Source organism: Weizmannia sp. FSL K6-0777, from assembly GCF_038593185.1.
Lineage (GTDB): Bacteria > Bacillota > Bacilli > Bacillales > Bacillaceae_C > Weizmannia > Weizmannia faecalis.
The window spans coordinates 3,334,550-3,360,576 of the sequence record NZ_CP151971.1; the positions used below are offsets into that span (position 1 = coordinate 3,334,550).

Genomic DNA, 26,027 nt, shown 5'->3' on the forward strand with positions numbered 1-26,027 from the left:
TTCGAAGATGCTGCATGCCCATTATTTCCGGCCCGGTTCAGCATACGTTTTGTGCAGCACCAGTTTTCCACCGCATCTCCCGCAAACGTACCGGTTGGTGTTGACCTTTCTTTGCCTTTTATACAGGATGCCACACTCCGTACAGACATATTCGTAACGCGGGGACGGGCGGCTGATCATGCGGGAAGCTGCTTTACTCGGCAGCACGGCACAATAGCGGGGCGCGTCCGTTTCCTTTAACAATTGTTTGAAGTCCGCATCCCGGTGCCTGTACCCTTTCCCTTCCAGATGAAGATGGTAATGGCAAAGTTCGTGTTTGATAATGCCGATCAGCTCTTTTTCTCCGAGTTCTTCTAAATATTTTTTATTGATTTCGATATTGTGGCTTTTTAACAAATATCTTCCCCCGGTGGTCCGCAGCCGGGGATTAAATGAGGCTGCATGCCGGAAAGGTTTGTGAAAATACTCCATTGATATTTTTTCCACAAGGCCTTGCAATTCCTTGTTATCCATGGCCGTATGCCTCCTTACTCATAATGAAAAATGGATGCCGCGGGCACCTGCGCTTTTCTTTTCACATGACAAGTTATTATAGCATATACTTTAGTAAAAGTGCGGGGGGATTGGTTTTGTTTCAGCATTCAGGAACAAGGGGGCGTTTGTGTGCCGGTATGGTTTCAAAACCAAATACGGAGAGCTTTTTGCGAGAAAAGGCGCAGTGAAATTAAACTGCTGAATGAATGCTGGTTTTTTTACAATGAAAAGAAGATGCGCGTGTAACTGGCGCATCTTCTTTTCACTTTTAATCATTTGGAAGCATGGTGAGCGATAATCTTCCTTTTTGGACGTCCACTTTCTCCACCCATACGGTAACAATATCGCCGACTGAGACGATATCAAGCGGATGTTTAACAAAACCTTTACTTAATTTTGAAATATGGACAAGCCCGTCTTCTTTCACGCCGACATCGACAAACGCCCCGAAATCGACGACATTCCGGACGGTTCCTTGCATCTCCATCCCCGGTTTCAGATCTTCCAGTTTCATAATATCCTTTTTCAAAAGCGGTTTTGGCAGTTCATCACGCGGGTCGCGGCCCGGTTTTTTCAAGGCTTCGAAAATATCTTGCAGGGTCAGTTCGCCGATGCCGAGTGTCTTTGCCATTTCCGGGACAGACAGTGTTTCGAGCGATTGGATCAGCTTTTCTGTACCGATATCCGCTGTCGTCATGCCCAGTTCATTCAGCAAAGATCTGGCCGCATCGTAGCTTTCCGGGTGGATCGGTGTTTTATCAAGTGGTTCTTCCCCATCCGGTATGCGGAGAAAGCCGATACTTTGTTCGTATGTTTTTGCGCCGAGGCGGGGAATCTTTTTCAATTCGGCCCGGTTTTTAAATTTGCCGTTCTCATCGCGGAATTTTACAATATTGCCCGCTACAGTGCTGCTGAGCCCGGACACATATTGCAAAAGAGACGGGGATGCGGTATTGACATCGACACCGACCTGGTTGACGGCTGTTTCAACGACGAAAGTGAGCGATTCATTCAGTTTCTTTTGCGAAACGTCATGCTGGTACTGCCCGACACCGACCGATTTCGGATCGATTTTCACAAGCTCTGCCAGCGGGTCCTGGAGCCTGCGGGCGATGGAGACGGCGCTCCGTTCTTCAACATGCAAATCCGGAAATTCTTTGCGGGCAAGGTCGGATGCAGAGTAGACGCTTGCCCCCGCTTCATTGACAATCATATAGAAAACATCTTCTTCTATTTCTTTTAAAATACCGGCAATCCATTGCTCGGTTTCCTGTGAGGCTGTGCCGTTTCCGATCGCAATGACCTCCACCTTAAAATCCCGGATGATGCTTTTTACAATCGCTTTGGCTTCTTCTGTTTTCGGTTTTGGCGGATGCGGGTAAATCACGCCGATTTTCAGCACTTTGCCCGTTTCATCCACGACTGCGAGTTTGCAGCCGGTTCGGTACGCCGGGTCAACCCCGAGCACCGTTTTTCCTTTTAAAGGCGGCTGAAGAAGCAGGTTCCTTAAATTTTCGGCAAAAATATGGATCGCCCGGTCTTCCGCTTTTTCGGACAGTTCGTTGCGGATTTCCCTTTCAATGGCGGGCTCAATTAGCCGTTTATAGCCATCTTCCACCGCTTCCTTGACGATGCCTGATGTAATGGAGGCTTCACTTCGGATCACTTGCCGGTTCAAATACGCCAAAATCCGCTCGGTGTCGGCCTCAATGGATACGCGCAAAATGTTTTCTTTTTCGCCGCGGTTAAGGGCAAGCACGCGGTGGGGAACGATTTTGCGGACCGGTTCTTCGTAGGCGTAATACATTTCGTATACTTTCTTCTCATCTTTTTCCTCGTCTTTGACGGTGCTTGCCATCACGCCTGTTTTAAACGTTTGGCCGCGGATCCAGCCGCGGTATTTCGGCTCATCCGAAACCATTTCGGCAATTATATCTTTTGCACCCTGCAATGCTTCTTCGGCAGATGCCACCTGCTTTTCCGCTGATACGTACGCTGCCAGTTCAGCATCCAGGTCGCCTTCAGCCGGAAACGAAAGCATCCAGCGGGCCAGCGGTTCCAGCCCTTTTTCCTTTGCAATCGTGGCCCTTGTCCGGCGTTTTTGTTTATACGGGCGGTAGAGGTCTTCTACCAGCTGAAGCTTTTCTGCCTGTAAAATTTTCCCTTTCAGCTCTTCTGTTAATTTTCCTTGCTCATCGATCAGGCGGATGACTTCCTCTTTTCGCTGCTCAAGATTTTGCAAATAGTTCCACCGCTCCATAATGTCACGGATCTGCACTTCATCGAGCGCACCGGTCATTTCTTTCCGGTAACGGGCAATAAAAGGAACGGTATTGCCGTCTTCCAGCAAACCGATGACATTCCGGATGCTCTTTTCCGGGAACTGCAATTCTTTTCCCAGCTGGCTGATAAGCCTTGCCTGTTTTTCTTCCAAATTAAACACCACACTTCTGATTACTCTTCTGTTATTTTATCATGCTTTACGGGCTGAAAAAAATTGCAAAATAAAAAAGCTTGCCTTTACTGCAAGCTCCCAATAATAAATGTAGCGTCGTCATCCATGGTCTGTTGTTCTTTTAACTGGTCGGCAATCCGTTCGATAGACTCACATTTCTTCAAAAAAGATTGGACATTCCGCTCTTTCACGCCGTCTGAATGGATGACGAACCTGGAACCCGGTTCATAGTCAAAAATCTCGGTTTTGAATTGCTGCGGCTTGCCGGACAAGTACCCGGTAATCGGGATCGGATAAGTCAGTTTGCCGCCCGGTGCCACCATAAAAAAGCGGATGTTGCCGACACAGCTGTAAACAAATTGGCGTGATTTAAAACAGGCTTTGAAAATGGCAACCGCTGCGCCCCGCTTCCGGTACAAAGCACGATTGCATGCGTCCATCAGCGTGTCAACATCGTCATCCGATTGTTCTTTCACGACTTTCGCAACAGCCTGGGAAGAGTAGTAGGCAAATTCCCCGCTCCCCAGCCCGTCTGCCAGCACACAGAGGAAATAGTCATCCGTTGCCTTCATAAAATAGGCGTCTCCGCACAGGTCCCGGCCGGCCTTTGTTGTCTGAAATCCATATACTTCTACTTGCTTTGAACTAAGATAATTCATAATGGCTAATTCTCCACATGTTGCAGTTCACCTTCTATGGCGTCCCGCAGTTTTTTGATCGCACGGCGTTGCAGGCGCGAGACGTGCATTTGCGAAATCCCCAATTTCTCACCTGTGTCCTTCTGGCTTAAATTTTCAATATACGTGTAGTGGATGACCTGGCGTTCCCTCTCGCTCAGTACGTGCAACACTTTTTCAAGCACAAGCCGCTGGTTGACTTTTTCATATCCGTCATCTTCACTGCCGACCATATCCAGCAGGGTCACGGTACTGCCGTCTGAATCCGACTCAATCGAATGGTCAACGGAAAGTGCGTGGTAGCTTTTGCTCATTTCCATTGCTTCCAGCACTTCTTCTTCTGAGATTTCAAGATGTGCAGCAATTTCAGCGATTTTTGGCGAGCGTTGCAGTTCGTTCGTCAGTTTTTCAACAGTGGATTTAATCCGCGGGCCGAGTTCTTTAATCCTTCGGGGGACGTGGACACTCCATGTTTTGTCTCTCAAAAACCGCTTAATTTCTCCGATGATGGTCGGAATCGCAAAGGATTCAAAGCTTTTTCCAATATTCGGGTCAAAGCGCTGAATGGCGCCGAGCAGGCCGATAATCCCCACCTGGAAAATGTCCTCCTGGTAGGCTCTTCCTTTCGAATATTTGCGGGCAAGCGACTCCACAAGTTTCTGGTAGTGCGCGACAAGTATTTCCTGCGCCTCTTTGTCGCCGTTTTGCTGAAAAGATTGTATCAATTGATTGACATCAATCTGATCAGGTTGAGGCAGTTTTGACATTCGTCTCCACCTGCTCCCCTTGAAGGTACTTGGTCATCATGACTGTAATCCCGCCATCATAATGTATGCGGACTTCATCCATTAAACTTTCAATGAGATAAAGGCCCAATCCTCCTTCTCTCATAAATTCGATCTGCACATCTTCCGTGTAAGGCCCAGCAAGTTCCCTTACTTTTTCCAGATCAAAACTGTCTCCGTTATCGGAAACCATGACTTCAAGGCGGTCCGGATAGAGGCTGAAATCGATGCTGACTTCCCCGTCCTCCTTGTCCTTATAGGCATGCTGGACAGCATTGGTAATAGCTTCGCTCGCGGCGATCTTCAAATCCTCGATGAGTTCGTAATCAAATCCCATGCGGCTTGCAATACCGGAAATGGTGAGGCGGATGACTCCGACATATTCCGCTTTGGCAGGGATTTTCATACTGATATGATCAAACTCCTCCATGTCTCACACTCCACCTTCTATTTCGGTATTAATCTTCATGATGTCGGAAAGGCCTGTAATATCAAACAGCCGTTTCAAACGGTCGGAAAGCCCCGTCAACGTGAGCATCCCGCCGTTTGCCCGCAAGCTTTTAAACAAACCGACCAGAACACCCAGCCCGGTGCTGTCCATATATGAAACATTGGTTAAATCTATTAAAACTTCCAAACCTGCTTTTCCTTCATATGGTTCAAATGCTTCTCTTAATTTTGGAGCTGTAAATGCGTCAATTTCCCCCGAAATGGTTACGTTTAAGGTATTTTGACTTTCCTTTTCCTTTACATCTACTGCAAAGTCCATTTCTTTCACCTCTTTAACATTCATCACTAAGTGGTTCATACCCTTTCCGGGCTGATGGCAAACCTGCTTTTAGGCAGTTCTTTTTAAAATCAGCAAGGTAAAATCATCACACAATTCAAATTCCTGCCATCTTTCCAGCTCCCTGTACACATTTTCCACGATTTCCTGTGCGCTCTTGCGAATATTTTTCCGGATCAGGCCGGTAATCGTTTCCCGGCTGACAAATCCTTCCTTTGTCCGGCATTCCGTTACACCGTCTGACAACAGCACAATCATATCGCCGAGCTGTACATCTTTTATATATTCATGATACTTCGATTTTTTTTCAATGCCCAAAAGCAGCCCTTTTGCGATTAAATCCTCAAATTCATCCGTTTCCGCATGATAGTAAAAACCGGGCTCGTGCCCGGCGGATGCGTAGGAGAACTTATGTACTACCGGGTCATACATACCGTAAAACATCGTGATAAACATACTCGGGTCGACATTCTGTTCAACGACGCGGTTCAGATTTTCCAAAATGATATGGGGTTGGTGGCTGTATTCCGGCAAACTGTCCATCGCGTATTTGATCATGGACATGCAGAGCGCCGCCGGGATCCCTTTCCCGATCACATCCGCGATTGCAATGCCGATACGGCGGTTCTCATCTTCAATAAAATGATAATAATCGCCGCTCATTTGTTTGGCCGGCATGCTGATCACGCCAATATCAATGCCATCCTGCTCCGGGACATTCGCCTTGAGCAGGGTTTGCTGCATGCCCGCAGCAATCTCAATTTCGCTCTTCAGTTCTTTTTGTTTTGTCCGGAGGCTTTGCTGTTCCCTGTAAACGAGCCCGTAGGCAAGCATAACTTCCAGCAGGACATCAAAGGACTGCTGCACCGTTTTGGAAAGCCCGGGTTCGATTTGCTGCAAAACAGAGCGGTGGCACATAATCATGTCTTCAGGAGAGATCCGGTTTTCAATCAGTTTGCGGCTGAACTTCTCGCACTGGTACAGCGCCTGTTCATCCGGATGCTGTAAAAAATGGCTGAGAATCTCTTTATATTCCTGCTCCATTGCATCGCGGAAATCCATCTTTTTCCTCCTATCATCGTATCCACTTGATTGCGGTAACGGTTGTTCCCTCATTCGGCGCCGAAACGATATCAAATTCGTCCATCAGGCGTCTTACTCCCGGCAGGCCTGCCCCAAGCCCTCCGGATGTGGAATAGCCGTCTTCCATTACTTTCCGGATATTTTCAATCCCCGGCCCTTTATCTGTAGCGATCACTTTCAGCCCTTTTTTCCCGTCTTGCAGAACTTTCTCAATCCGGATTTCCCCTTGTCCTGCGTATATAAAAATATTGCGGGCGAGTTCGCTGATGGCCGTTGTGATTCTTGCCTGGTCGACAGCACCGAAATGGAGCTCCCTTGCAATGTTTCTCCCAAGCTGGCGGGCGGCCACAATATCCCACTCATTCAAAATTTTTACACAGGAATGGTTATCCATACAGCTAGTCCCCCAATTCCTGTTTTAATTTCTCCAGGCCGCTTTCCAAATCCAGTGCCGTCATGACGCCCTCCATCGTAATTCCCAACTCGATCAGGGTAATGGCGACTGCAGGCTGGATTCCGGTGATGACCACTTTTGCGCCCAGCATTTTGGACATATTGACCACATCGCCCAGCACTTTTGCGATGAATGAGTCAATAAAATCGATAGAGGTGATGTCGATGACAACACCGCTTGCATTCGTTTCGTATATTTTTTTAAGCAAATCTTCCTGAAACTCCAAAGCTGTCTGGTCATCAAGCTCCCATTGGATCGAGACCAGCAGGCAGTTTCCCAGCTTTAAAATGGGTATGCGCATCAATCAACCCTCCCATTCTACGATTTTCCTCCCTGTCATTTCAAGAGCCTGTTCAATTCCTCTTTGCAGTGTACTCGTTGTTGTAATATGATTTAATTTGATTCCCAAATTTGTTAACGTATGTGCAATTTCAGCACGGATGCCGACAAGCATGCAGCGGGAGCCGACAAGCCGGACAGCATTTGCCGCCTGAATGAGATGATGGGCAACAACCGTATCAACAACTGGCACGCCCGTAATGTCGATCAGTACCACCTCCGACTTGTTTTTCACAATGCCGTACAGCAGGTTTTCCATAATCTGTCTTGCCCTTTCCGAGTCAATGGTGCCGACTAATGGAAGGACGGCAATTTTGTCAAACACCGGAATCAAGGGGGCGGACAATTCCTTTAACGCACTTTGCTGAAGCGAAATGGTTTTTTCCCAGATGGTGGTGTAGGCATTGACAAATTCATTTTGAACGGCATTGGTCCATTCCCGGAAGATTTCCCAGAATTCCTGGTGCTTTTCAAACACGACATCCGGGTTGTTATTCATCATCAGGTTGTAAACAATATCCCCGAGAATTTGAATGCCAGTCGTTGCAAAAGTGAGCGGCCAGCCCAGTGTCACGATTCTTTCGGAAAACTCGCCGAGCTGTTTCTCGTATTCGTGATTGCCTTTCGTCAACCGCGCAAGAATCACTTCGACAAAATCCCGGCTTGTTTTTTCAAACACCACCCCTTCATCAAAATGAAACGGGGCACCGCCTTTTGCTTTCATGCTTTTCATCCATTCATCCAGTATTTCATCTTTATGTTCTGGTATAAATTTCGCTAAATATGATTGCATGATCAACCCTCTTTCCTCCGAACAGTTTGAAGCGCCCTTCTTTGACAGCCTGCTTTAGACATGCCGGGCTTTTCCGGAAGGCTTGCACAAAAACAAATGAACTGCTGCCTTTCGCCCCGGCGGATGGCTTTTTTCTGAACCGGTTTGTTGAAAAAACACAGAAAAATCCATTTGATTTATAAGTTATTATATCTGTTTTTGCCGGCAACCGGAAAATATTTTTTATGTAAATGGCACAGGAATCGGGCAAAAGCAGCATTTTTCGGAAATTTTCTTTGGTTTATCTTATAGCGTTATCATATACCCGTTTTCAGATAGGGTTAAACCACATTCGTTGTATTTTTTTTGAAGGTGGGTTGCGCATGTTTGACCGCAGCACGTGAAAAAATATGCTAAAACGGGCGACGGGATGATCTCTCTTTTGTTCCAGCTTATTTTAAGAATGGCAAAGCCTGCCGAATGAAAAAACGCCCTTTAAAAAGAGCGTTCCTAAAATTCGACCAGTCCCAGGCTGATTTGCAGGGCGTCGTCAATTTTTTCCATGACTTCTTCATCAAGATGCGTAATCTTATCCGTTAAGCGTTGTTTATCGATTGTGCGTATTTGTTCAAGCAATATCACAGAATCCCTTTCCAAACCGTAACGCTTTGCATCAATTTCCACATGCGTGGGCAATTTTGCTTTCTGGATTTGCGCTGTTATCGCGGCAACAATGACAGTGGGGCTAAAACGGTTTCCAATGTCGTTTTGTAAAATGAGGACAGGACGTACGCCTCCCTGCTCGGAGCCGACCACCGGAGATAGATCGGCGAAGTACACGTCTCCACGCTTAACAATCAAAGGATTACCCCCCGCTTACTAGGCTTTCAACTGTATGTTCTGCTTCGTATTCAGCCTGGATCGCTTCGGAGGCAATCGCCAAATTAATTTTTGCCATTTCCATGTAACCACGCCTCATCGTTTCGCGGATTTGGCGTTTTTTCCGTTCTTTTAAATACATTTTTGTGGCACGGTAAATTAATTCATTGCGATTCATATTTTCAGTTTCAGCAAATCCGTCCAATTCCGTCAACAGCTGCTGCGGCAAGCGGACTAAAATTTCTGTTGAAATAGGTTCAGACACCTGCTACACCTCCACGCACTAGACACCGTTTCTACTTTCCATTCCCTTTTCATCATACCATCAAATACACTATATGCAAAGGCCAAATCACCATTCCTGTCTATTATCGGCAAAAAAATCATGTCATTATTCAAAATTCGCCAAAACATTTTTCAACCTTCAAGGACCGGATTCGACACGTCCGCGACATCGTTCCCGTTTTTCAGGAAAATGCGCGGCACCCGGCTTGAAATGGAACAGGTAACCTCGTAGTTGATGGTTTCGAGCTTTTCGGCAATTTCGTCAACAGGAATGGACAAATCTCCCTGCTTTCCAATCAAGGTTGCTTTTGTCCCGACAGCAACCGGACGGGCAAGCTTGACCATGCATTGATCCATGCAAATCCTGCCGACAATAGGCGCTCTTTCCCCGTCAATGATCACTTCCTGACCTGAAAGCCTGCGGATCCAGCCATCTGCATATCCAATCGGCAGCGTGGCGATCCATTCATCGCCGGAAGCCTGATAAGTGGCACCATAACTCACCGTGTCCCCGGCATGGATTTGTTTCACATGCGTCACCTTCGTATGAAGGGAGAACGCCTCTTTTAACGGAAACGGCAAAACCGGCTTGATGGCGGGCGAAGGGGAGAGCCCGTACATTGCAATGCCGAAACGGACAGCATTAAACGGAGACTGGTCAAATCTCAAAGCGGCGGCGCTGTTTGCGCAGTGCACATACGGCGGGCGGTGTTCGAGGTTTAAAACCATATCCTGAAACTGGCTATATTGCTTTTCATACAAAGTCGTATCGATTTCATCCGCTGTCGCAAAGTGGGTAAAGATCCCTTCAAAATAGAAACAGGATTGTTGGTTCACGATTTTTTCCACTTCTTTTAATTCCTGTAGGGTTCTTACGCCAATCCGGCCCATTCCGGTATCACATTTAAGATGGACGGATAGTTTCCGCCCGGTTAAATACCGGCCTGCTTCCTCAAGCCAGTCTTTTTGAAAAACAGTCAGGGAGATGTTTTCTTCAGCCGCGACTCCGGCATCTTCCGGACGGGCTGCCCCCAAAACAAGTATCGGAGCGGTAATCCCTTTTTTTCGTAACGCGAGCGCCTCGTCCAAAAATGCAACCGCAAGCGCTGAAGCTCCGGATGCAAGCGCGGTTTTCGCCACATATTCCGCGCCGTGCCCGTAGGCGTTCGCTTTTACAACCGCAATGATTTGCGTATGCTCGGGCAAAAGCTGGCGCATATTTCCGACATTTTCCGAAATGGCATCCAAATCGACTTCCACCCATGTATCCCGGTAAAAAGCCATGATTACACTTCCTTTATGATTCCATATCCTGATTATCGAACGCGTAGCCAGCGTTGTCAATGGTTTTTAAAAGGAAGTCTTATCAAACCGGTTTGGGACGGATTGCCGAAAGCAACATGCTGTAACCGCATCAAGAAAAAAACCCGCAGAGAATGGCTGCGGGCTTGTGCTTTTAGTGCTTACGAACGGGTTATCCGCATTTTATTTTTCCGGTTCTCCTCCGACAGACTGGGCGACTTCCATCATTTCCGCAGCCGTGAGCGATTTGGAGGCAAGCGTATATTCGACACCGTTCACCGTCCAGGACAGGGAGTCGCCTGTCTTGATCCCGAACGCAAACCCGAGATCCGCCATTTCCCCGTTTGCAGGAATCGGTTCTGTGGAAGCAGCAGGGAGTACCTCTGCCTTTTCCTCAATCAGCGTATACGTTTTATCGCCCGTATAGGTCAAAATAACGCGCTTGCCGTTTGCAACGGCAACTTCCTGTTCATCGAGCAGCGTCGTCCCCCCGATTTTTGCCGTCGGATATTTTACCGAAAACTCTTTGTTGCCGACCTTTCCGTCCACCGGCACTTCGAGTTTCGCCCCTGTCATATTTTTTTTCGTGTCAAACGCGTTGCTGTCGAATTTTGCATTAAAATCCACTTTCGTAAAAAGCACACTGACAAGCGTATTGCGGTCCGTGTCCATCACTTTCACACTGACTGGTGCAAGCGTCCTTTTGTCAAAAGTAATTTGCTGGTACGGCAGCATCTTATGATTTTGGTAGCGTGTCTTCGTCTCAAACACATATCGGTTCTTTTTCACCGTCATCTTTGCCTCTTTATCTTTCAATATGTCTTTCACAAGTGATTCATAAAGGTACGCCTGGCTTGTGTTGTTCGGCCAGTCGCTTTGAAATTTGTAGCTTTTGTTGAGGGCGGGCGTGACCACAAACACGCCTTCTTTATTGCGCAAAATCATCTGGCTCTGCCCCTCGCCCGCATTTTTCAGGTTGACACGGTAATATCCCGGCCGGTTGTGCCAAACTTCAATATTGTATGTCCGCGGTTCATTGCCCGTTTTCAGCGTCATTTTCGCATTCAGCTTGTAGCCGTCCATCTTCTCCACTTTTTCATTTAATTTTCCGGCCACATCCTGCGGTTTTTTCGCTCCGCAGGCGGAAAGCAGAAAAATGGCAAACAGCGCCGCAAACAAAACCCAGTACTTTCTCTTCATCCTTTCAACCCCTTTATTGTCTCAAATCTTATGAAGAGAAAGGCTTCATCAAAAGCCCGTGCCTTGTCTCTCCTCTCTTACTCTGAATATATGAGACAACCCGGGCCTGTATGATGGGGAATTGAAAAAACGTTATAGCTTCAGTCTTCCAGAATCACTTGGGCGAATGCATATTCACGGCTGTGCGTGATCGACAAATGGGCATGGGGCTCGGCCGGCTTTGAAAAATACGGGCGGCCATTTTCATCTTTTGCGATTTCAATTTCCTGAAAAGACAACGCGCCCCCGATCCCCGTGCCAAAAGCTTTGGAATAAGCTTCTTTCGCCGCAAACCTGCCGGCCAGGAATTCAATTTTCCTTTTTTCTGTCAACTTGCAGAACTTTTGCTGCTCCGCTTTTGTTAAAATCCGCCCCGGGAACCGCGGCTGCCGTTCATACAGCTTTTTTATCCTTTCAAGCTCGACAATATCAATGCCAATTCCTTTGATCATGCGCTCACCTTCTTTTTTTCCAGAGTATAAACCACAAAATTTCCGATACCCGATTTTCACGCTGCTGCGGTGCCTCTGCCTTCCGTGAAAATATGCGCCGGTAAATCGTTCTGCTGGTATCCATGATGGCGGTTCGGCCCTTTTTGAAAATACGCGCCGGATTTGGGCTATCCCTTTTTCCATCCTGCTGGCGGTTGCGGTTAGAAGCAGGCCGGACGTCTAATTCGTCATTTCCGGCATATGTATAAATAGAGCTTTTCCATTGAAAGGAGTATTTGCAATGCTGATCCGCCCGATCCGCTTTTCTGCTTTTATTGGTTCCTATCCCGTCGTATCTGCCATTTTCCTGGCCCAGTGCCTCTTGTTTGCGGCCATGCGGCTTCCGGTTTTACCAACACAAACCCTTTATGAAACACTGTCCGGTGTGAACCTTTATATTGCCCAAGGGGAAATATGGCGGCTTGTCTCCCCTGTTTTTGTCCATATTGATTTCAGCCACCTGCTGTTGAATTCCTTCTCCCTTTTGCTGCTCGGCCCCTGTCTCGAACGGCTGGCCGGAAAATGGAAGTTTACCCTATTATATTTTGGCTGCGGATGCTGCGCCAATCTCGCTTCTTTTTTTCTGCTTCCGCTTACCTATTCCCATGCCGGTGCGAGCGGTGCCCTGTTCGGCCTGATCGGCGCATATGTCGCCCTTGTCTGGGTCGGGGAAGATGTGCCAAAAACAAGCCGGCAAACCATTTTATCGATTGCGGTCATTTCCGTTGTAACGGCTATGATGCAGCCTGGTGCCAACCACACAGCCCATCTTTCCGGACTCGTTGCCGGCATGCTGCTCGGAGGCATGCTTTTGCAAAGAAAAGCGGCTTCTCCTGCTTAGAAAAAGTCAATTCTCCGGACTCATTGCCGGCGTGCTGCTCGGGGGAATGACTTTTACGAAAAAAACGGATTCTTCCGCTTTAAAAAAAGCCAATTCTTTTCAGCCGCATTACCGGCGTGCTGCTCGGGGGAAAGGCTTTTACGAAAAAAAGCGGATTCTTCCGCTTTAAAAAAAGCAACGGGAGCTGCCGTTGCTTTTTTAATGGGGCGCCGGCAACTTTTGCCATACCGGCATTTTTACTTGTAAAGAGTCGCAGCCGGATACAAACCGACCCGCTCGTAAAGCTGATGATGCTCTATTTTTTTGGCCCCGCCTTCGTTTGGTTAAAATGGTTTGCGGTTTGTTGTTGTTCTTCTCGGCTTTCTTCCCTTATTGTAAGACCCTTTGTAGGACCCTGCAGGCTTGCCCCGTCTGCTATGGTCTTTTTTATGCGGAAGCGGCCGTTCTTCTGAAATATGAACCGGTGTTTTATCCGGCTCTTTCGTCATCAGTTTCAAAGCAGCTGCCGTGACCTCAGCCGGGTCATATTCTGCAAGCAGCTCCTTCGCTACCGACATATATTCATCAATATTGCCTTCTTTGATGGTTTCCCCGATCCGTTCCATGGTGACGCGCTGCTGCCCTTCAAACGCTTCATCCCAGGTCGGCGGGCGCATCGGGAGCATTCTCTTTTTCGTTGTCTGTTCAACCGTTTTGAGATAGCCCATTTCCCGCGGCGTGACAAAGGTCATTGCCATGCCTTCCCGTCCGGCACGGCCCGTTCTTCCGATCCGGTGCACATAGGATTCCGGATCCTGCGGAATATCGTAATTGTAAACATGGGTTACACCCGAGATATCCAGCCCGCGTGCGGCAACATCGGTGGCAACAAGCACATCAATTTTCCCGTCTTTAAACTTCCGGAGTACCGATAAGCGTTTCGCCTGGCTCAAATCACCGTGGATACCTTCTGCAAGATAGCCGCGCAAGTTCAGGGCATTCGCCAGTTCATCAACTCTCCGCTTCGTGCGCCCAAACACAATCGCAAGGTCCGGAGACTGTACATCCAAAAGCCTTGACAATACATCGAATTTTTCGCGTTCCTGGACTTTGACGTAGTATTGTTCAATAGACGGAACGGTCATTTCTTTTGCTTTCACACGGACAAGTTCCGGGTTGTTCATGAAGCGTTCGGCAATTTTCCGGATCGGATCCGGCATGGTTGCCGAGAACAGCATCGTTTGGCGGTCTTTCGGCACGGTGGAAAGAATGGCTTCAATGTCATCAATAAAGCCCATATTCAACATTTCATCCGCTTCGTCAAGCACAAGCGTATGCACATGGTCGAGTTTCAAGGTTCCCCGGTGTATATGGTCAAGAATCCGTCCCGGTGTTCCGACAATAATTTGCGGATGGTTCTTCAGCGCACGGATCTGACGCGAAATATCCTGGCCGCCATAAACAGCCAGCACATGAACGCGCGAATCCTGGCCGATCCGGTACAATTCTTCAGATACTTGAATGGCAAGCTCGCGGGTTGGCGCGATAATGATTCCTTGAATATTACGGCTTCTATGATCAATCTTTTCAATTAACGGTATGCCAAATGCTGCAGTTTTTCCCGTACCTGTCTGCGCCTGGCCGATAATATCCTTCCCTTGCATGGTGAGCGGAATGGTGGCTGCCTGAATCGGCGATGCCTCTTCAAATCCCATTCTTTTCACAGCTTTTAAAATCGCCGGGCTTAAATTTAATTCTGAAAACTTCGTCAATCTTCTCAATCTCCTTCTAAACGTTCAACAGGGCCGCATGTCTTCCTTAGGGTTTTACCCTTTTCGGCAAAAAAATATACTCTTTTGAGCATTGTCAGCTAAAAGCGTAAACGATGTACGGTAATCGTAACATGAATACGGCAAGATTTCAACGAATATGGAGCCGTGGTTTTTTCACAATCATTTTGGGACTTTCAATTTTTCGGTACAATGGTCGCCGCTATACAATTTTTCTAAAAGATATCTAATCTCTGGCACAAAAAAGTGATAAAATCGCCATCATTTATATCTCCAGGTATTTCATTATCCAGTTCTAGAATAAATTTGCCAACCAACACTTTCTCTTTATGCACTAATTTCCCTGTAAATCTATAGGAAAAATATTCATCCAGTTTTTCAATTGTGTACTTTGGCTTTTCCGCCTTCATCAAATCAGAAACATTCAAACAGTAAATCGGGTTCTTTAATACATAGCCTTCTGTGTAATTTAACGGTTGGGCAAAGCATCTGATTTCGGTTTCTCCATCCGTCACGATTACTTCAGCTTCTAAAGCTTCTTTGGAAATCCACTCTATATTTTTTATTTTCAATTTAGCACATCCTTTCTATTTATTCTAAACCATATGCTTTGTACTTTCTTTGCTCGTTCTTTGTATGGGTAATATTTTACTCGAAGGAGCAAATGAGCGGAAAAATAAAGGGACATAGGCTTCAAATTTTTAAACCGCTGAAACAAAAAAATGATCATTTTCAATTCCCGTGCCTGCTTTTCCATCCATCATTCGATCAAACCCTTTTAGAAGCCATGGACAGAAAAGCAATCCATGGAAGAATAATGGCGCACTTTTAACCCATCGACTCTGTTTATGCACTTTCATCGTTTGGGTTCATTTTTTCATTTATGGCATCCATTTTGCTTTTATTAGTTGTACAGGCTATAGTTTCTGAATACAAATATATCAATCGCATGATGGAAAGGCTGAGGAAAATGATGGAAAGCATGATTAGTTATATTTTTCTTGGGCTGTCGCTTGCTGCGCCGATCGGGCCGGTGAATGCCGCTCAAATTGACAAGGGGATTAAAAATGGCTTTCTCCACTCATGGCTGCTCGGAATCGGTGCCATGGCAGCGGACGGTTTGTATATGCTGCTCGTTTATCTCGGTGTCGTCCATTTGCTCAGCATCGGATTTGTAAAATCATTCCTTTGGTTTTTCGGATGCTTTGTCCTTACATACACCGGCATTGAAAGCATGATTGCAGCCAATCAGCCGATTTCCGGTTTGATGAGAAACAAAGAAAAATTGTCCAAATCATTCCTGACCGGTTTTCTGATGTCTCTGACCAATCCGCTCACCATTTTATTCTGGCTCGGCGTTTACGGTTCCGTGCTTGCAAAAACAGCTGAATCTGTAGGCCCGCAGCAGTTTCTCCTCTACAGCCTGGCCATCTTTATCGGAGTGGCGCTGTGGGATTTTTCGATGGCTGCCGTCTCAAGCAGCTTCGGAAAACTGCTAACCAACCGTTTGATTCTTTTCATTTCGAGGCTGTCCGGCCTGTCTCTTGTCGGTTTCGGCATTTATTTCGGCATTCAGGCGGTCAAGAGTCTATAGCATAAGCAAACAAAAGTCCCGCCGAACTCTTGTACCTTTTCGCTGGTTTTCCGGAAAAAATCAGCACGTTCTTGCTTTCCGCCCGCTTTTTTACCGTCCGGCCCTTTTTGCCGATTCAGTCACCTTTTTTTCAAATAAAGGGATGATTTCTGAAGTGGGCATGGAATCCTTTCATTTATACCGCGTTTTTCGAAATGCGCCGGATTTTTCCGGCTTTTCGCCAGTTCTTTCGCTTTTTCTGAATCTTTTTCGCCTTTTCTGCTGGTTTCGACAAGCAACTTATATAGTTCCATAGTTTTCAAGAGAAATTTCCCGTATACTAATCATAACAGCAATCAAACTTTATAAGTTGGAGGAGAATTGTCAATGGCAGCTTCACATATTCAAGCCGTTCTCTTTGATTTAGACGGGGTCATCACAGATACTGCGGAATACCACTACTTAGCATGGAAAAAGCTGGCTGATGAGCTGCAGGTTCCTTTTGACCGCCATTTTAATGAAGCGCTTAAAGGGCTCAGCCGCATGGACTCTTTAAAGAAAATATTGGAGAACGCCCGGCCGGAGCCTTCCTTTTCTAAAGAAAAGCTGAGCGAGCTCGCGGACAGGAAAAATGAATATTACAAAGAACTGATCCGCCAAATTTCCCCTGCCGATTTGCTTCCGGGCATCCACAACCTGCTCGAAGATATAAAGGAAAGGGGAATCAAAACAGCGCTGGCTTCCGCGAGCAAAAACGCCATGTTTGTCATCGACAGACTGGGGGTGGCTTCCTTTTTTGATGAAATCGTGGACGCTGCCCGCATTCAGCACGGCAAGCCGGATCCGGAAATCTTTTTAACCGGCGCCCGCAAGCTGGACGCGGATCCGGCATTTTGCATCGGCATTGAAGACGCGGAAGCCGGCATCCAGGCCATTAAAGCGGCCGGCATGTTTGCAGTCGGGGTCGGCACGCCGGAAAACATGAAGCAGGCGGATTTCCTTGTTGAAGGGACGCAGGATCTTGACTTTGAAAAAATCGAAAGCGCATTTCTTCTGAAAAATAAAGGATGAGGCGTGATGGTTACCATTTCCGATGTCGCAAAACAGGCGAATGTTTCAAAGATGACGGTTTCACGGGTCCTTAACCACCCCGAACAGGTTAGAGATGATTTAAAAAAACTGGTATATGAGGCGATGGAGCAGTTGAACTATGTACCCAATTATGCGGCACGTGCCCTCGTCTCCAACCGTACCCAGGTCATCAAGTTCCTGATATTGGAAGAAATGGACACAACAGAGCCGTATTATATGAACTTGCTGGCCGGCATTGCCAGGGAGCTCGACCAAAACCACTACTCGCTTCAGCTGGTCACACGGAAATCGAAGGACATCGGCCAGTGCGACGGTGTGATTGCGACGGGTGTCCGCAGCCAGGATTACGATACCATTTTAAAAGAATTTTCCAAACCGGTGATTTTATTCGGGCAAAATGACAGAGGGTTTGATTTTATTGATGTGGACAATGAAAAAGGCGTACGGCTGTTAACAGAGCATGTCATTCGCCGCGGGTTTAAAAAAATTTATTTTTTCGGCATTGACCTGCAAGAGCCCTTTATGTTTGCGAGACAAAAAGGTTATCTGGATGCAACCGAAGCAAACGGGTTGCCGCCGTTTCTTTGCAGGGTCAAAAACAGTTCAAGCGCCGCCCAGCAAGAAGCGGAAAAAATTTTATCCAGCCGGAAGGAAAGATGCGCGTTTGTATGCGCAAGCGACCGGATTGCCCTCGGTGTGATCAGAGCCGCCCAATCGCTGCGGCTATCCATACCAAGTGAGGTTGCGGTCACCGGTTTTGACGGGGTGTTTCTTGACCGGATTTCCGCTCCCCATATTACAACCGTGCGCCAGCCCGTTGTAAAAATGGGAGAAGCATGTGCACGCATGCTGTTGAAAAAAATTCAGGAAAACGGGAAATCCCAAGGGCACCAGTTTTTTGAACCGGAAGTGGTCATCCGCCCCTCCACCGTCTGTGAATAAGCAGCCTTACACCGGTTGCTTATTTTTTTCAGGATGGGCTTGGGCCAATCAAACCCGTAAAAAGCATTTTGTTAACGGTAACATCGCTGAAAAATTTGTTCCGGATAAAGGGGTGATGATACGTTGAAAGGGTATAGAAGAAACGTGGAGGTGAACCGCTTTGCAAGATGCGTGGTGGAAAGAAGCTGTCATCTATCAGGTATATCCGCGCAGTTTCAAAGATGCAAACGGGGACGGCGTGGGCGATATCCCGGGCATCATTGAAAAGCTGGATTATATCCGTGATCTCGGGGCAACGGCCATCTGGCTCAATCCGATTTTCGCATCGCCGCATGTGGACAATGGCTATGATGTCAGCAACTACGAAAAAATCGACCCGGTTTTCGGCACGATGGAAGATGTGGAACACCTGATCAAGGAAGCGAAAAAACGCGGGCTTAAAATCATTCTGGACCTCGTGCTGAACCATACGTCAGACCGCCACCCGTGGTTCCAAGAAGCGCGGAAAAGCAAAGAAAATCCGTACAGGGATTACTACATTTGGCATGACCCTGTCAAAGGGCGTGAACCGACGAACTGGGCGAGCTTTTTCGGCGGCAGCACATGGACATTGGATCAACAAACCGGGCAATATTATTTTCATCTGTTCAGCGACAAAATGCCCGACCTGAACTGGGAGAACAAAAAAGTGCGCGAAGAAATGGCAAAAATCGCCCTATTCTGGCTGGATAAAGGTGTGGACGGATTCCGGCTGGATGCGGTCATTCACCTGGCAAAGGACACCCGTTTTCTTCCCGTTAAAACAAAATCGGAAGAAGCCTTTGTGCTTGCAGAACAGTATTATGCCAACCTGCCGCGTGTCCATGATTATATCCGTGAATTTAACCGTACGATTAAAGCGAAGCATCCGGAAGCTTTTTTAATCGGGGAAACAGCTTCCGCCGACACGAAGCTTGCCCGGCTTTATTCAAGGCCGGACCGCGAAGAATGCGACTGCATCATTACCTTTAACTACTTAGGGTTTGACACAGAAGCAAAAAAACCTGGCATTCCGCAAAACTGGCAACAGGGAAAATGGGACTTGCTTGCTTTTAAAAAAGCGATGTCCCAGTGGCAACATGACTTGTACGGGGAAGGCTTCAATTCGCTCTACTGGAATAATCATGATATGCCGCGGGCCTTGTCGCGTTTCGGGGACGAAGGTAAATACCGGGAAAAAAGCGCAAAGATGCTTGCTACTTTGATGTATTTGCAATGGGGGCTGCCGATTTTGCTGCAGGGCGAAGAAATCGGCATGGTGAACTTGAAGCTCCCGCGGCTCCAAGACTATGAGGACCCAAGTATCAAAGGGCTTGCCACAATTGCGAAAAAGAAAGGCTATGCGGAGGAAGAAATTTTAAAAATGGTGCAACAGCGCTCTAAAGATACGTCAAGAGGCGCCATGCAGTGGAACAATGATCGATACGGCGGCTTTTCTACATATGCTCCGTGGCTCGGCATCAATGAAGATACGCGGACCGTGAACGTAGCGGCGCAGGAAAAAGATCCCGGCTCCGTGCTGCATTATTACCGGAAGCTGATCGAACTGAAAAAATCAATGCCTGTCTTTACGGCCGGCAGCTGGGAAATGCTGGCTGATGAGGACCCGGACATCTACGCGTATATACGGAAGCATGAAGGCAGCTGTGCCATGATTGTCTGCAATACATCGAAAAAGCTGCAGACCTTTACCTGCCCGGAGCTTACCCGCCACAGATGGGCATGCCTGCTCAATAACAACGGCTATCATAGCAAAGCGGTGCCAAGCAAACTGGTGCTATCGCCTTTTGAATGCTTTGTTTTATTACAGGAGTAGCATAAGAGGAGGAGAAAAGATGGAACACGCAGGAATTTTTCATCAGCCGTTCAGCGCGGATGCATATGTATATGACAAAAAAACGATGCACCTGAAGCTGCGCACGAAAAAAGGGGATATTCAGAAAGCCGTCCTCATTTGGGGAGACCCGTATTTATTTAAAAAAAAGCAAGACGGGGAATATCACTGGGAATCTGAACGCCTCGAAATGGAAAAAAAGGCTGAAACAGAGGCGCACGATGTCTGGTTTGCCGAAGTCCGTCCGCCGCACCGCCGCCTGCAGTACGCCTTTATCCTTACCGGCACGGATGGCAGCAACATTTTTTATGGCGGGCGCGGCTTTTACCCGGCAAATGAAGATACACTGCGGGTGCCTGACTATTATTTTAAATTTCCGTTTATGCACGAAATCGATATGTTCAAGGCGCCTGACTGGGTGAAGTCCACCATTTGGTACCAGATTTTCCCTGAACGGTTTGCAAACGGCAATCCCGCCATTTCTCCGGAAAATGCCCTGCCGTGGGGAAGCAAAGACCCGGGCGTGGACGACTTTTTCGGCGGCGACCTCGAGGGGATCATCGGCCATCTCGATTATCTCACCGATCTAGGCATTAACGGGATTTACTTGACGCCGATTTTCGAAGCCCCTTCCAATCATAAATACGATACATTCGACTATTTTACGATTGACCCGCATTTCGGCGATAAAGAAACATTCCGCAAACTGGTGAAAGAAGCCCACAAGCGCGGGATCCGGATTATGCTCGATGCGGTGTTCAACCATATTGGGAAAAATTCAAAACAGTGGCAGGATGTGCTGAAAAACGGGGAGAAATCGCGCTACAAAGACTGGTTCCATATCCACTCTTTCCCGGTCCGCGAAGGCGAAAACGGGAACATTGACGGGCATGATACGCTCTCATTTGACACGTTTGCTTTTACGACAAGCATGCCGAAGTTGAATACGGCCAATCCCGAAGTCCAACAGCATTTGCTCGATATTGCGACATACTGGATCCGTGAATTTGACATTGACGGCTGGCGCCTTGATGTCGCCAACGAAGTCGACCATGCTTTTTGGAAAAAGTTCCACCAGACCGTTGTAAGCGAGAAACCGGATGTTTTTATTCTCGGCGAAATTTGGCATGATGCATGGCCTTGGCTTTTAGGCGATGAGTTTCATTCGGTCATGAATTATCCATTTACGCAGACGATAATTGAATACTTTGTGGATGAAAACATTTCCGCTGAAAAACTGATGCACAGCCTCAACCAGCAGTTTATGCACTATATGCAGTCCAACAACGAGGTTTTGTTTAATATGCTTGACAGCCATGACACCCCGCGGATTTTGACAAAAGCGGGCGGTGACAAGCAAAAGGTGAAGCTTGCCCTTGCCTTTACGTTCGCGCATACCGGTTCGCCGTGCATTTATTACGGCACCGAGGTCGGAATAGACGGCGCAGGTGACCCGCTTTGCCGGAAATGCATGGTCTGGGATGAAGACAAGCAGGATCGCGACATGCTCGCATTTATGAAAAAGCTGATCCGCTTCCGGAAAGACCATCAACAAACCTTGACATACGGCGATCTCGTCTGGCTGAAAACCGATAACGAAAAACAAGTGGTCAGCTTCCTGCGCAAAGGGGAAAAATGCACCTTGCTGTTTGCCTTTAACCGGTCGGACCAAGAACAGACCATCCCGTGGAGCGAGCTGGATGTAAAACCGGACACCGTAAAAGACGCTTGGGAAAACAAACCGGTTTCAAGCAAAACCCTTGTCCTCCCGCCAATGGACTTTGCGATTCTGGAAATCACAAACTGACCCTGACCGTAGCGTTCTTGAAACCCATTCGTCGCTTCCCATTGCGATTTTAAAAATCACAAACTACCCCTCCCCCCTGCCGGATAATTGGCAGGGGGCTTTTCATTTTGTTACCGTTAACAGAAAATTTTACATTGTAACCGTTTTCCACTCTCTTCTATAATAAAGTTGTACCAAAAAAGGGAGGTTCATGAAATGAAAGTATTCAAGAAGCTGTTCGTGCTTACGCTTGTCTTGGGCGTCATCATGGCGCTCGCCGCGTGCGGGGGATCGAAAAAAACAAACAGCGGATCTTCTCAAGACAGCGGTGGCAAAAAGACGCTCACGGTTTCCGTGGAAGAATCTTATGCCGATTATGTCAACAGTATTAAGGGCGATTTTGAAAAGAAAAACAATTGTACTGTAAAAGTGGTCAAAAAGCCGATGTTTGACCAGCTGGAAGCACTGCCTTTGGACGGCCCGGCAGGAAAAGCCCCAGATGTGATGCTCGCTTCTTATGACCGGATCGGCGGACTCGGCCAGCAGGGGCATCTGCTTAAACTGTCCAAAAAAGATGTTAGCGCCTATGATGCAAAAGACCAGCGCCAAGTCATGATCGACAACAAAGTTTACGGCGTCCCGTTCGTCATTGAAACGCTCGTCCTTTATTACAACAAAGATTTGTTGAAAAGCCCGCCAAAAACATTTGCCGATCTTGAAAAATTGGCGAAAGACAGCAAATATAATTTTTCATCCGAATCCGGAAAGAATACAGGATTCCTTGTTAAATGGACGGACTTCTACTATTCTTACGGCTTGCTCGCGGGTTACGGTGGCTATGTGTTCGGCGATAACGGCACAAACACAAAAGATATCGGGTTGAACAATGCCGGTTCCGTAAAAGCCATTACGTACGCCACACACTGGTTTAAAGATATTTGGCCAAAAGGAATGAAAGATACAAAAAGCTCCGGCGACTTTGTAACAGAAGAATTCTCAAAAGGCAAAGCGGCTGCCGTCATTGACGGTCCTTGGTCGGCGGACACCTACGCGAAAGCAAAAGTAAATTACGGCGTAGCCCCGATCCCGACGCTTCCAAACGGCCACAAGTACGAAGCATTCGGCGGCGGAAAAGGATGGGTTGCTTCCAACTATACGAAAGAACCGAAACTTGCGGAAAAATGGATTCAATACGTCACCAACTCCGCAAACAGCTACAAATTCTATGAAAAATACAAAGAAATCCCTGCCAACCCGACTGCGCGCGAAAAAGCGGCTGCGACAAATGATGAACTGACAAAAGCGGTTGTTGAACAGTACAAATCCGACCAGCCGATGCCGAACGTTCCAGAAATGGCAGAAGTCTGGACCGGTATGGAATCGACGATGTTTGACGCAGCGAGCGGCAAGAAAACACCAAAGCAGGCAGCCGATGCAGCGGTGAAGACGATCAAAGACAATATTTCCCAAAAGTATTCCAATAAATAATCCGCTTTATCCATTTCCAGGTGGGGATACGCTCCACCTGGTTTTCAAAATATGGTGCTAGGCCGTTAGCAGGTTGAAAGCCGTGTAAACTTCCAGGTTTGGCGTCCATGTTGCAAAAAGCACCAGTAACATAAGTCAACTGCGCGTATTTTCAAGATTGGCATCCGGACCACAAAAATCTGCTGCCAACAAAAAATGAAATATTTTCAAAAAGGTGTCCCTGCCGCAAAACTGCAGCGCTGTATCACATGGACGTAAGACCAAGTCATCCATTTGCAAAAGGCACAAAGTAGCCATGTTTCGCTCATTTTCTATAGCTGCAGCATGAAAATCTGCCAGCGGGATTTTTTGGAAAGACCAATATAGAAACGAGGTAATCAAAATGGAAACCGAACCGAATAAACTGAAGGATGTCCGAAAAGCCGGCTTCTTCTCCCTGATCCCGGGGCTCGGCCAGTTTTATAACAAGCAGCCTTTTAAAGGCGTCCTTTTTCTGGCTATTTTTATCCTTTTTGCCATCCAAATGATCGTAGCAGGCATCCCGGCAATAAACGATTTTATCACGCTGGGTTCTGTCCCGCGGGTTGACCATTCGCTGTTTCTGCTGATCAAGGGTTCCCTGCAAATCATTTTGATCGCAATTTTTCTAGCTTTTTATTTGCTGAATATTTATGATGCCCGGCGTGTTGCCGCCATCTGGAACTTAAAGGGGACAGCCAACACATCCACCAAGGCCATTTTAAAAAACGCATGGGATGCAGGCTTTCCTTATTTGCTGACGATTCCGGCCTATGTGGCCATGACATTCGTCATCATTTTTCCTGTGCTTGTGACGCTGTTCACTGCTTTTACAAACTATGATTTTTATCATATTCCGCCTTTCCGCTTGATTGACTGGGTCGGGATCAAAAATTTCTTAAATATTTTTTCGCTTAGCTCGTATCGGGCCACGTTTACAAGTGTGCTCAGCTGGACAATCATCTGGACATTATGCGCGACCACCGGCCAGATTGTGCTCGGCATTTTAACAGCCTGTGTGGTAAACCAGCCTTTTATCAAAGGGAAAAAGCTGTTTCGGATCATTTTTTTGCTGCCATGGGCGGTGCCGGCCTTTATTACCATTATGAGCTTTTCCAACATTTTCAATGACAGTATCGGTGCCATCAATGCCCAGGTCATTCCGCTGCTCAACCATCTTCTGTTTACCGACATTCCGGCCATCTCGTGGAAAACGGATCCGTTCTGGACAAAAGTGGCCTTGATCATGATCCAGACATGGCTCGGTTTCCCGTATATTTATGTGATGGTCACCGGCGTTCTGCAGTCGATCCCGGGCGATTTATACGAAGCCGCCATCATTGACGGCGCAAATTTCTGGCAAAAGTTCCGCAGGATTACCCTGCCGATGATTTTATTTGCCACCGCGCCTGTTCTGATCACCCAGTACACATTTAATTTTAATAACTTCTCAATTATTTATCTCTTTAATAACGGCGGGCCGGGCAGTGTCGGAGCGGGGGCCGGGTCGAGCGATATTTTAATTTCCTGGATTTATAAACTGACGACCGGGACATCGCCGCAGTACGCGATGGCCGCGGCGATTACCCTTATGATTTCATTTATTGTAATTGCCTTCTCGATGATCGCCTTTAAAAAGACAAACGCTTTCGGCAATGAGGAGATGATGTAGGATGAAGGCGTTAATGAAAAATCAAAAATTTACCCGTTTCTGGAACCGGTTTTTCACCTATGCATTTTTAATCCTATTAAGTGTGATCATTCTGTACCCATTGCTCATTACAGCGTCGTCTGCTTTCCGGGAGTCCAATATCGTTTCCTTCCAGCTGGATTTTCATTCCCACTGGACATTGGACAATTTCCGCCAGCTGTTTACCCAGACGCTGTATCCGGAATGGTATAAAAACACGCTTATCATCGCGGTAGCAACGATGGTTTTACAGATCGTCATCGTGACGCTTGCCGGCTACACTTACAGCCGCTACCGTTTTAAAGGAAGAAAGTACAGCCTTGTCTTTTTCCTGATCATCCAAATGGTTCCGACAATGGCGGCCTTGACCGCATTTTATGTCCTGGCGAATATCCTGAACGCGCTCGATACGTACTGGTTTTTAACCTTGCTTTATGTTGGCGGCGGCATTCCGATGAATACGTGGCTGATGAAAGGTTATTTCGATACGGTGCCGCGCGATTTGGACGAATCGGCAAGAATTGACGGAGCCGGCCATTTGCGCGTATTTTGGCAAATTGTGCTCCCGCTTGTTAAACCGATGCTTGCCGTCCAGGCACTCTGGGCATTTATGGGGCCGTTCGGGGATTATTTGCTGGCTAAATTTTTGCTCCGGACACCAGAACATTTAACCGTGGCGGTCGGCCTCCAACAATTTATTTCCAACCCGACCCAGCAAAAGGTGACGCTCTTTGCTGCCGGCGCCATTTTAGCCGCGCTGCCAATCTGTATTTTGTTTTTCTTCCTGCAGAAAAACTTTGTATCCGGGCTGACGTCGGGGGGCACAAAAGGATAAAGTGCGTAACGAGATGAACAGCTTTAACAGCTGCCGGC

The 26,027-nt window shown here is 47.3% G+C and carries 27 protein-coding genes; 10 read left to right on the top strand and 17 right to left on the bottom strand.

Annotated elements, in window-relative coordinates:
- Positions 1 to 21: 21 nt before the first annotated feature.
- Entirely contained in the window at positions 22 to 513 is a 492-nt protein-coding gene (locus tag NST70_RS16005; RefSeq protein WP_014096818.1) for a SprT family protein, read from the bottom strand.
- Positions 514 to 663: 150 nt separating this feature from the next.
- Here NST70_RS16005 and cmpA point away from each other — a divergent pair, with 150 nt between their 5' ends.
- Positions 664 to 780, top strand: coding sequence for a cortex morphogenetic protein CmpA (gene cmpA, locus NST70_RS16010; protein WP_088775937.1), 117 nt, complete (start codon positions 664 to 666; stop codon positions 778 to 780).
- A 22-nt stretch (positions 781 to 802) separates the two neighbouring features.
- Here cmpA and NST70_RS16015 read toward each other — a convergent pair whose 3' ends face one another.
- The 14 genes from NST70_RS16015 to acpS all read right to left on the bottom strand — a co-directional run bounded on the left by NST70_RS16015 (position 803) and on the right by acpS (position 12,043).
- Positions 803 to 2,980 carry a Tex family protein gene (locus NST70_RS16015; protein ID WP_017551128.1) on the bottom strand — a complete coding sequence of 726 codons (2,178 nt, stop codon included), beginning with the start codon at positions 2,978 to 2,980 and terminating at the stop codon, positions 803 to 805.
- Between the two features lie 74 nt (positions 2,981 to 3,054).
- Complete coding sequence (locus tag NST70_RS16020) at positions 3,055 to 3,648, bottom strand: PP2C family serine/threonine-protein phosphatase (protein ID WP_017551129.1); 594 nt, start codon at positions 3,646 to 3,648, stop codon at positions 3,055 to 3,057.
- A gap of 5 nt (positions 3,649 to 3,653) precedes the next feature.
- Positions 3,654 to 4,433: an RNA polymerase sigma factor SigB gene (sigB, locus tag NST70_RS16025; RefSeq protein ID WP_014096815.1), complete on the bottom strand. Its 780-nt coding sequence runs from the start codon at positions 4,431 to 4,433 to the stop codon at positions 3,654 to 3,656.
- Complete coding sequence (gene rsbW / locus NST70_RS16030; RefSeq protein WP_014096814.1) at positions 4,411 to 4,881, bottom strand: anti-sigma B factor RsbW; 471 nt, start codon at positions 4,879 to 4,881, stop codon at positions 4,411 to 4,413. Before rsbW ends, sigB begins: the two co-directional genes overlap by 23 nt.
- A 3-nt stretch (positions 4,882 to 4,884) precedes the next feature.
- Complete coding sequence (locus tag NST70_RS16035) at positions 4,885 to 5,220, bottom strand: anti-sigma factor antagonist (protein ID WP_026104587.1); 336 nt, start codon at positions 5,218 to 5,220, stop codon at positions 4,885 to 4,887.
- A gap of 69 nt (positions 5,221 to 5,289) precedes the next feature.
- Positions 5,290 to 6,300, bottom strand: a complete 1,011-nt coding sequence (locus NST70_RS16040; RefSeq protein WP_017551130.1) for a PP2C family protein-serine/threonine phosphatase — start codon at positions 6,298 to 6,300, stop codon at positions 5,290 to 5,292.
- A 13-nt stretch (positions 6,301 to 6,313) separates the two neighbouring features.
- Positions 6,314 to 6,715: an anti-sigma regulatory factor gene (locus tag NST70_RS16045; RefSeq protein ID WP_014096811.1), complete on the bottom strand. Its 402-nt coding sequence runs from the start codon at positions 6,713 to 6,715 to the stop codon at positions 6,314 to 6,316.
- 4 nt (positions 6,716 to 6,719) lie between these two features.
- Positions 6,720 to 7,076, bottom strand: coding sequence for an STAS domain-containing protein (locus tag NST70_RS16050; RefSeq protein WP_014096810.1), 357 nt, complete (start codon positions 7,074 to 7,076; stop codon positions 6,720 to 6,722).
- A gap of 3 nt (positions 7,077 to 7,079) precedes the next feature.
- Positions 7,080 to 7,907, bottom strand: coding sequence for an RsbT co-antagonist protein RsbRA (locus NST70_RS16055; protein ID WP_014096809.1), 828 nt, complete (start codon positions 7,905 to 7,907; stop codon positions 7,080 to 7,082).
- Between the two features lie 489 nt (positions 7,908 to 8,396).
- Complete coding sequence (locus NST70_RS16060) at positions 8,397 to 8,747, bottom strand: type II toxin-antitoxin system PemK/MazF family toxin (protein WP_013860680.1); 351 nt, start codon at positions 8,745 to 8,747, stop codon at positions 8,397 to 8,399.
- Between the two features lie 4 nt (positions 8,748 to 8,751).
- Positions 8,752 to 9,030 (bottom strand): hypothetical protein, encoded by a 279-nt coding sequence (locus NST70_RS16065; RefSeq protein WP_014096808.1) that lies wholly within the window; start codon positions 9,028 to 9,030, stop codon positions 8,752 to 8,754.
- Between the two features lie 152 nt (positions 9,031 to 9,182).
- Positions 9,183 to 10,334, bottom strand: a complete 1,152-nt coding sequence (alr, locus tag NST70_RS16070; protein ID WP_014096807.1) for an alanine racemase — start codon at positions 10,332 to 10,334, stop codon at positions 9,183 to 9,185.
- A 201-nt stretch (positions 10,335 to 10,535) separates the two neighbouring features.
- Complete coding sequence (locus NST70_RS16075) at positions 10,536 to 11,552, bottom strand: outer membrane lipoprotein carrier protein LolA (protein WP_014096806.1); 1,017 nt, start codon at positions 11,550 to 11,552, stop codon at positions 10,536 to 10,538.
- Between the two features lie 140 nt (positions 11,553 to 11,692).
- Positions 11,693 to 12,043, bottom strand: coding sequence for a holo-ACP synthase (gene acpS / locus NST70_RS16080; protein WP_014096805.1), 351 nt, complete (start codon positions 12,041 to 12,043; stop codon positions 11,693 to 11,695).
- A gap of 280 nt (positions 12,044 to 12,323) precedes the next feature.
- Between acpS and NST70_RS16085 the strand changes: the two genes are divergently transcribed.
- Complete coding sequence (locus tag NST70_RS16085) at positions 12,324 to 12,923, top strand: rhomboid family intramembrane serine protease (RefSeq protein ID WP_014096804.1); 600 nt, start codon at positions 12,324 to 12,326, stop codon at positions 12,921 to 12,923.
- Positions 12,924 to 13,246: 323 nt separating this feature from the next.
- Here NST70_RS16085 and NST70_RS16090 read toward each other — a convergent pair whose 3' ends face one another.
- Both NST70_RS16090 and NST70_RS16095 read right to left on the bottom strand, forming a co-directional pair.
- Positions 13,247 to 14,674: a DEAD/DEAH box helicase gene (locus NST70_RS16090; protein WP_014096803.1), complete on the bottom strand. Its 1,428-nt coding sequence runs from the start codon at positions 14,672 to 14,674 to the stop codon at positions 13,247 to 13,249.
- 233 nt (positions 14,675 to 14,907) lie between these two features.
- Entirely contained in the window at positions 14,908 to 15,264 is a 357-nt protein-coding gene (locus tag NST70_RS16095; RefSeq protein WP_017551134.1) for a hypothetical protein, read from the bottom strand.
- 401 nt (positions 15,265 to 15,665) lie between these two features.
- Between NST70_RS16095 and NST70_RS16100 the strand changes: the two genes are divergently transcribed.
- The 8 genes from NST70_RS16100 (at position 15,666) to NST70_RS16135 (ending at position 25,989) form a co-directional block, all read left to right on the top strand.
- Positions 15,666 to 16,286, top strand: a complete 621-nt coding sequence (locus NST70_RS16100) for a LysE family transporter (protein ID WP_014096801.1) — start codon at positions 15,666 to 15,668, stop codon at positions 16,284 to 16,286.
- Positions 16,287 to 16,652: 366 nt separating this feature from the next.
- Positions 16,653 to 17,336, top strand: coding sequence for a beta-phosphoglucomutase (gene pgmB, locus NST70_RS16105; RefSeq protein WP_014096800.1), 684 nt, complete (start codon positions 16,653 to 16,655; stop codon positions 17,334 to 17,336).
- A gap of 6 nt (positions 17,337 to 17,342) precedes the next feature.
- The gene (locus NST70_RS16110) at positions 17,343 to 18,299 is read left to right on the top strand and encodes a LacI family DNA-binding transcriptional regulator (RefSeq protein WP_017551138.1); all 957 of its coding nucleotides are present in this window, start codon (positions 17,343 to 17,345) and stop codon (positions 18,297 to 18,299) included.
- A gap of 160 nt (positions 18,300 to 18,459) precedes the next feature.
- Positions 18,460 to 20,154 carry an alpha-glucosidase gene (locus NST70_RS16115; RefSeq protein ID WP_014096798.1) on the top strand — a complete coding sequence of 565 codons (1,695 nt, stop codon included), beginning with the start codon at positions 18,460 to 18,462 and terminating at the stop codon, positions 20,152 to 20,154.
- A gap of 19 nt (positions 20,155 to 20,173) precedes the next feature.
- Entirely contained in the window at positions 20,174 to 21,979 is a 1,806-nt protein-coding gene (locus NST70_RS16120) for an alpha-glycosidase (RefSeq protein WP_017551140.1), read from the top strand.
- 195 nt (positions 21,980 to 22,174) lie between these two features.
- Positions 22,175 to 23,446: an extracellular solute-binding protein gene (locus tag NST70_RS16125; RefSeq protein ID WP_014096796.1), complete on the top strand. Its 1,272-nt coding sequence runs from the start codon at positions 22,175 to 22,177 to the stop codon at positions 23,444 to 23,446.
- A gap of 382 nt (positions 23,447 to 23,828) precedes the next feature.
- Positions 23,829 to 25,136, top strand: coding sequence for a sugar ABC transporter permease (locus NST70_RS16130; RefSeq protein ID WP_017551142.1), 1,308 nt, complete (start codon positions 23,829 to 23,831; stop codon positions 25,134 to 25,136).
- A gap of 1 nt (position 25,137) precedes the next feature.
- Positions 25,138 to 25,989, top strand: a complete 852-nt coding sequence (locus NST70_RS16135; RefSeq protein ID WP_017551143.1) for a sugar ABC transporter permease — start codon at positions 25,138 to 25,140, stop codon at positions 25,987 to 25,989.
- Positions 25,990 to 26,027 lie beyond the last annotated feature (38 nt).

Excerpts from the sequence above, each read along its gene's own strand:
- NST70_RS16085 (WP_014096804.1), top strand. The coding sequence starts at position 12,324 with ATGCTGATCCGCCCGATCCGCTTTTCTGCTTTTATTGGTTCCTATCCC.
- NST70_RS16005 (WP_014096818.1), bottom strand. The coding sequence starts at position 513 with ATGGATAACAAGGAATTGCAAGGCCTTGTGGAAAAAATATCAATGGAG.
- NST70_RS16135 (WP_017551143.1), top strand. The coding sequence starts at position 25,138 with ATGAAGGCGTTAATGAAAAATCAAAAATTTACCCGTTTCTGGAACCGG.
- NST70_RS16125 (WP_014096796.1), top strand. The coding sequence starts at position 22,175 with ATGAAAGTATTCAAGAAGCTGTTCGTGCTTACGCTTGTCTTGGGCGTC.
- pgmB (WP_014096800.1), top strand. The coding sequence starts at position 16,653 with ATGGCAGCTTCACATATTCAAGCCGTTCTCTTTGATTTAGACGGGGTC.
- NST70_RS16045 (WP_014096811.1), bottom strand. The coding sequence starts at position 6,715 with ATGGATAACCATTCCTGTGTAAAAATTTTGAATGAGTGGGATATTGTG.
- NST70_RS16050 (WP_014096810.1), bottom strand. The coding sequence starts at position 7,076 with ATGCGCATACCCATTTTAAAGCTGGGAAACTGCCTGCTGGTCTCGATC.
- acpS (WP_014096805.1), bottom strand. The coding sequence starts at position 12,043 with ATGATCAAAGGAATTGGCATTGATATTGTCGAGCTTGAAAGGATAAAA.
- NST70_RS16075 (WP_014096806.1), bottom strand. The coding sequence starts at position 11,552 with ATGAAGAGAAAGTACTGGGTTTTGTTTGCGGCGCTGTTTGCCATTTTT.
- NST70_RS16120 (WP_017551140.1), top strand. The coding sequence starts at position 20,174 with ATGGAACACGCAGGAATTTTTCATCAGCCGTTCAGCGCGGATGCATAT.
- rsbW (WP_014096814.1), bottom strand. The coding sequence starts at position 4,881 with ATGGAGGAGTTTGATCATATCAGTATGAAAATCCCTGCCAAAGCGGAA.
- NST70_RS16040 (WP_017551130.1), bottom strand. The coding sequence starts at position 6,300 with ATGGATTTCCGCGATGCAATGGAGCAGGAATATAAAGAGATTCTCAGC.
- NST70_RS16055 (WP_014096809.1), bottom strand. The coding sequence starts at position 7,907 with ATGCAATCATATTTAGCGAAATTTATACCAGAACATAAAGATGAAATA.
- sigB (WP_014096815.1), bottom strand. The coding sequence starts at position 4,433 with ATGTCAAAACTGCCTCAACCTGATCAGATTGATGTCAATCAATTGATA.
- NST70_RS16110 (WP_017551138.1), top strand. The coding sequence starts at position 17,343 with ATGGTTACCATTTCCGATGTCGCAAAACAGGCGAATGTTTCAAAGATG.
- NST70_RS16130 (WP_017551142.1), top strand. The coding sequence starts at position 23,829 with ATGGAAACCGAACCGAATAAACTGAAGGATGTCCGAAAAGCCGGCTTC.
- NST70_RS16020 (WP_017551129.1), bottom strand. The coding sequence starts at position 3,648 with ATGAATTATCTTAGTTCAAAGCAAGTAGAAGTATATGGATTTCAGACA.
- NST70_RS16100 (WP_014096801.1), top strand. The coding sequence starts at position 15,666 with ATGGAAAGCATGATTAGTTATATTTTTCTTGGGCTGTCGCTTGCTGCG.
- alr (WP_014096807.1), bottom strand. The coding sequence starts at position 10,334 with ATGGCTTTTTACCGGGATACATGGGTGGAAGTCGATTTGGATGCCATT.
- NST70_RS16035 (WP_026104587.1), bottom strand. The coding sequence starts at position 5,220 with ATGGACTTTGCAGTAGATGTAAAGGAAAAGGAAAGTCAAAATACCTTA.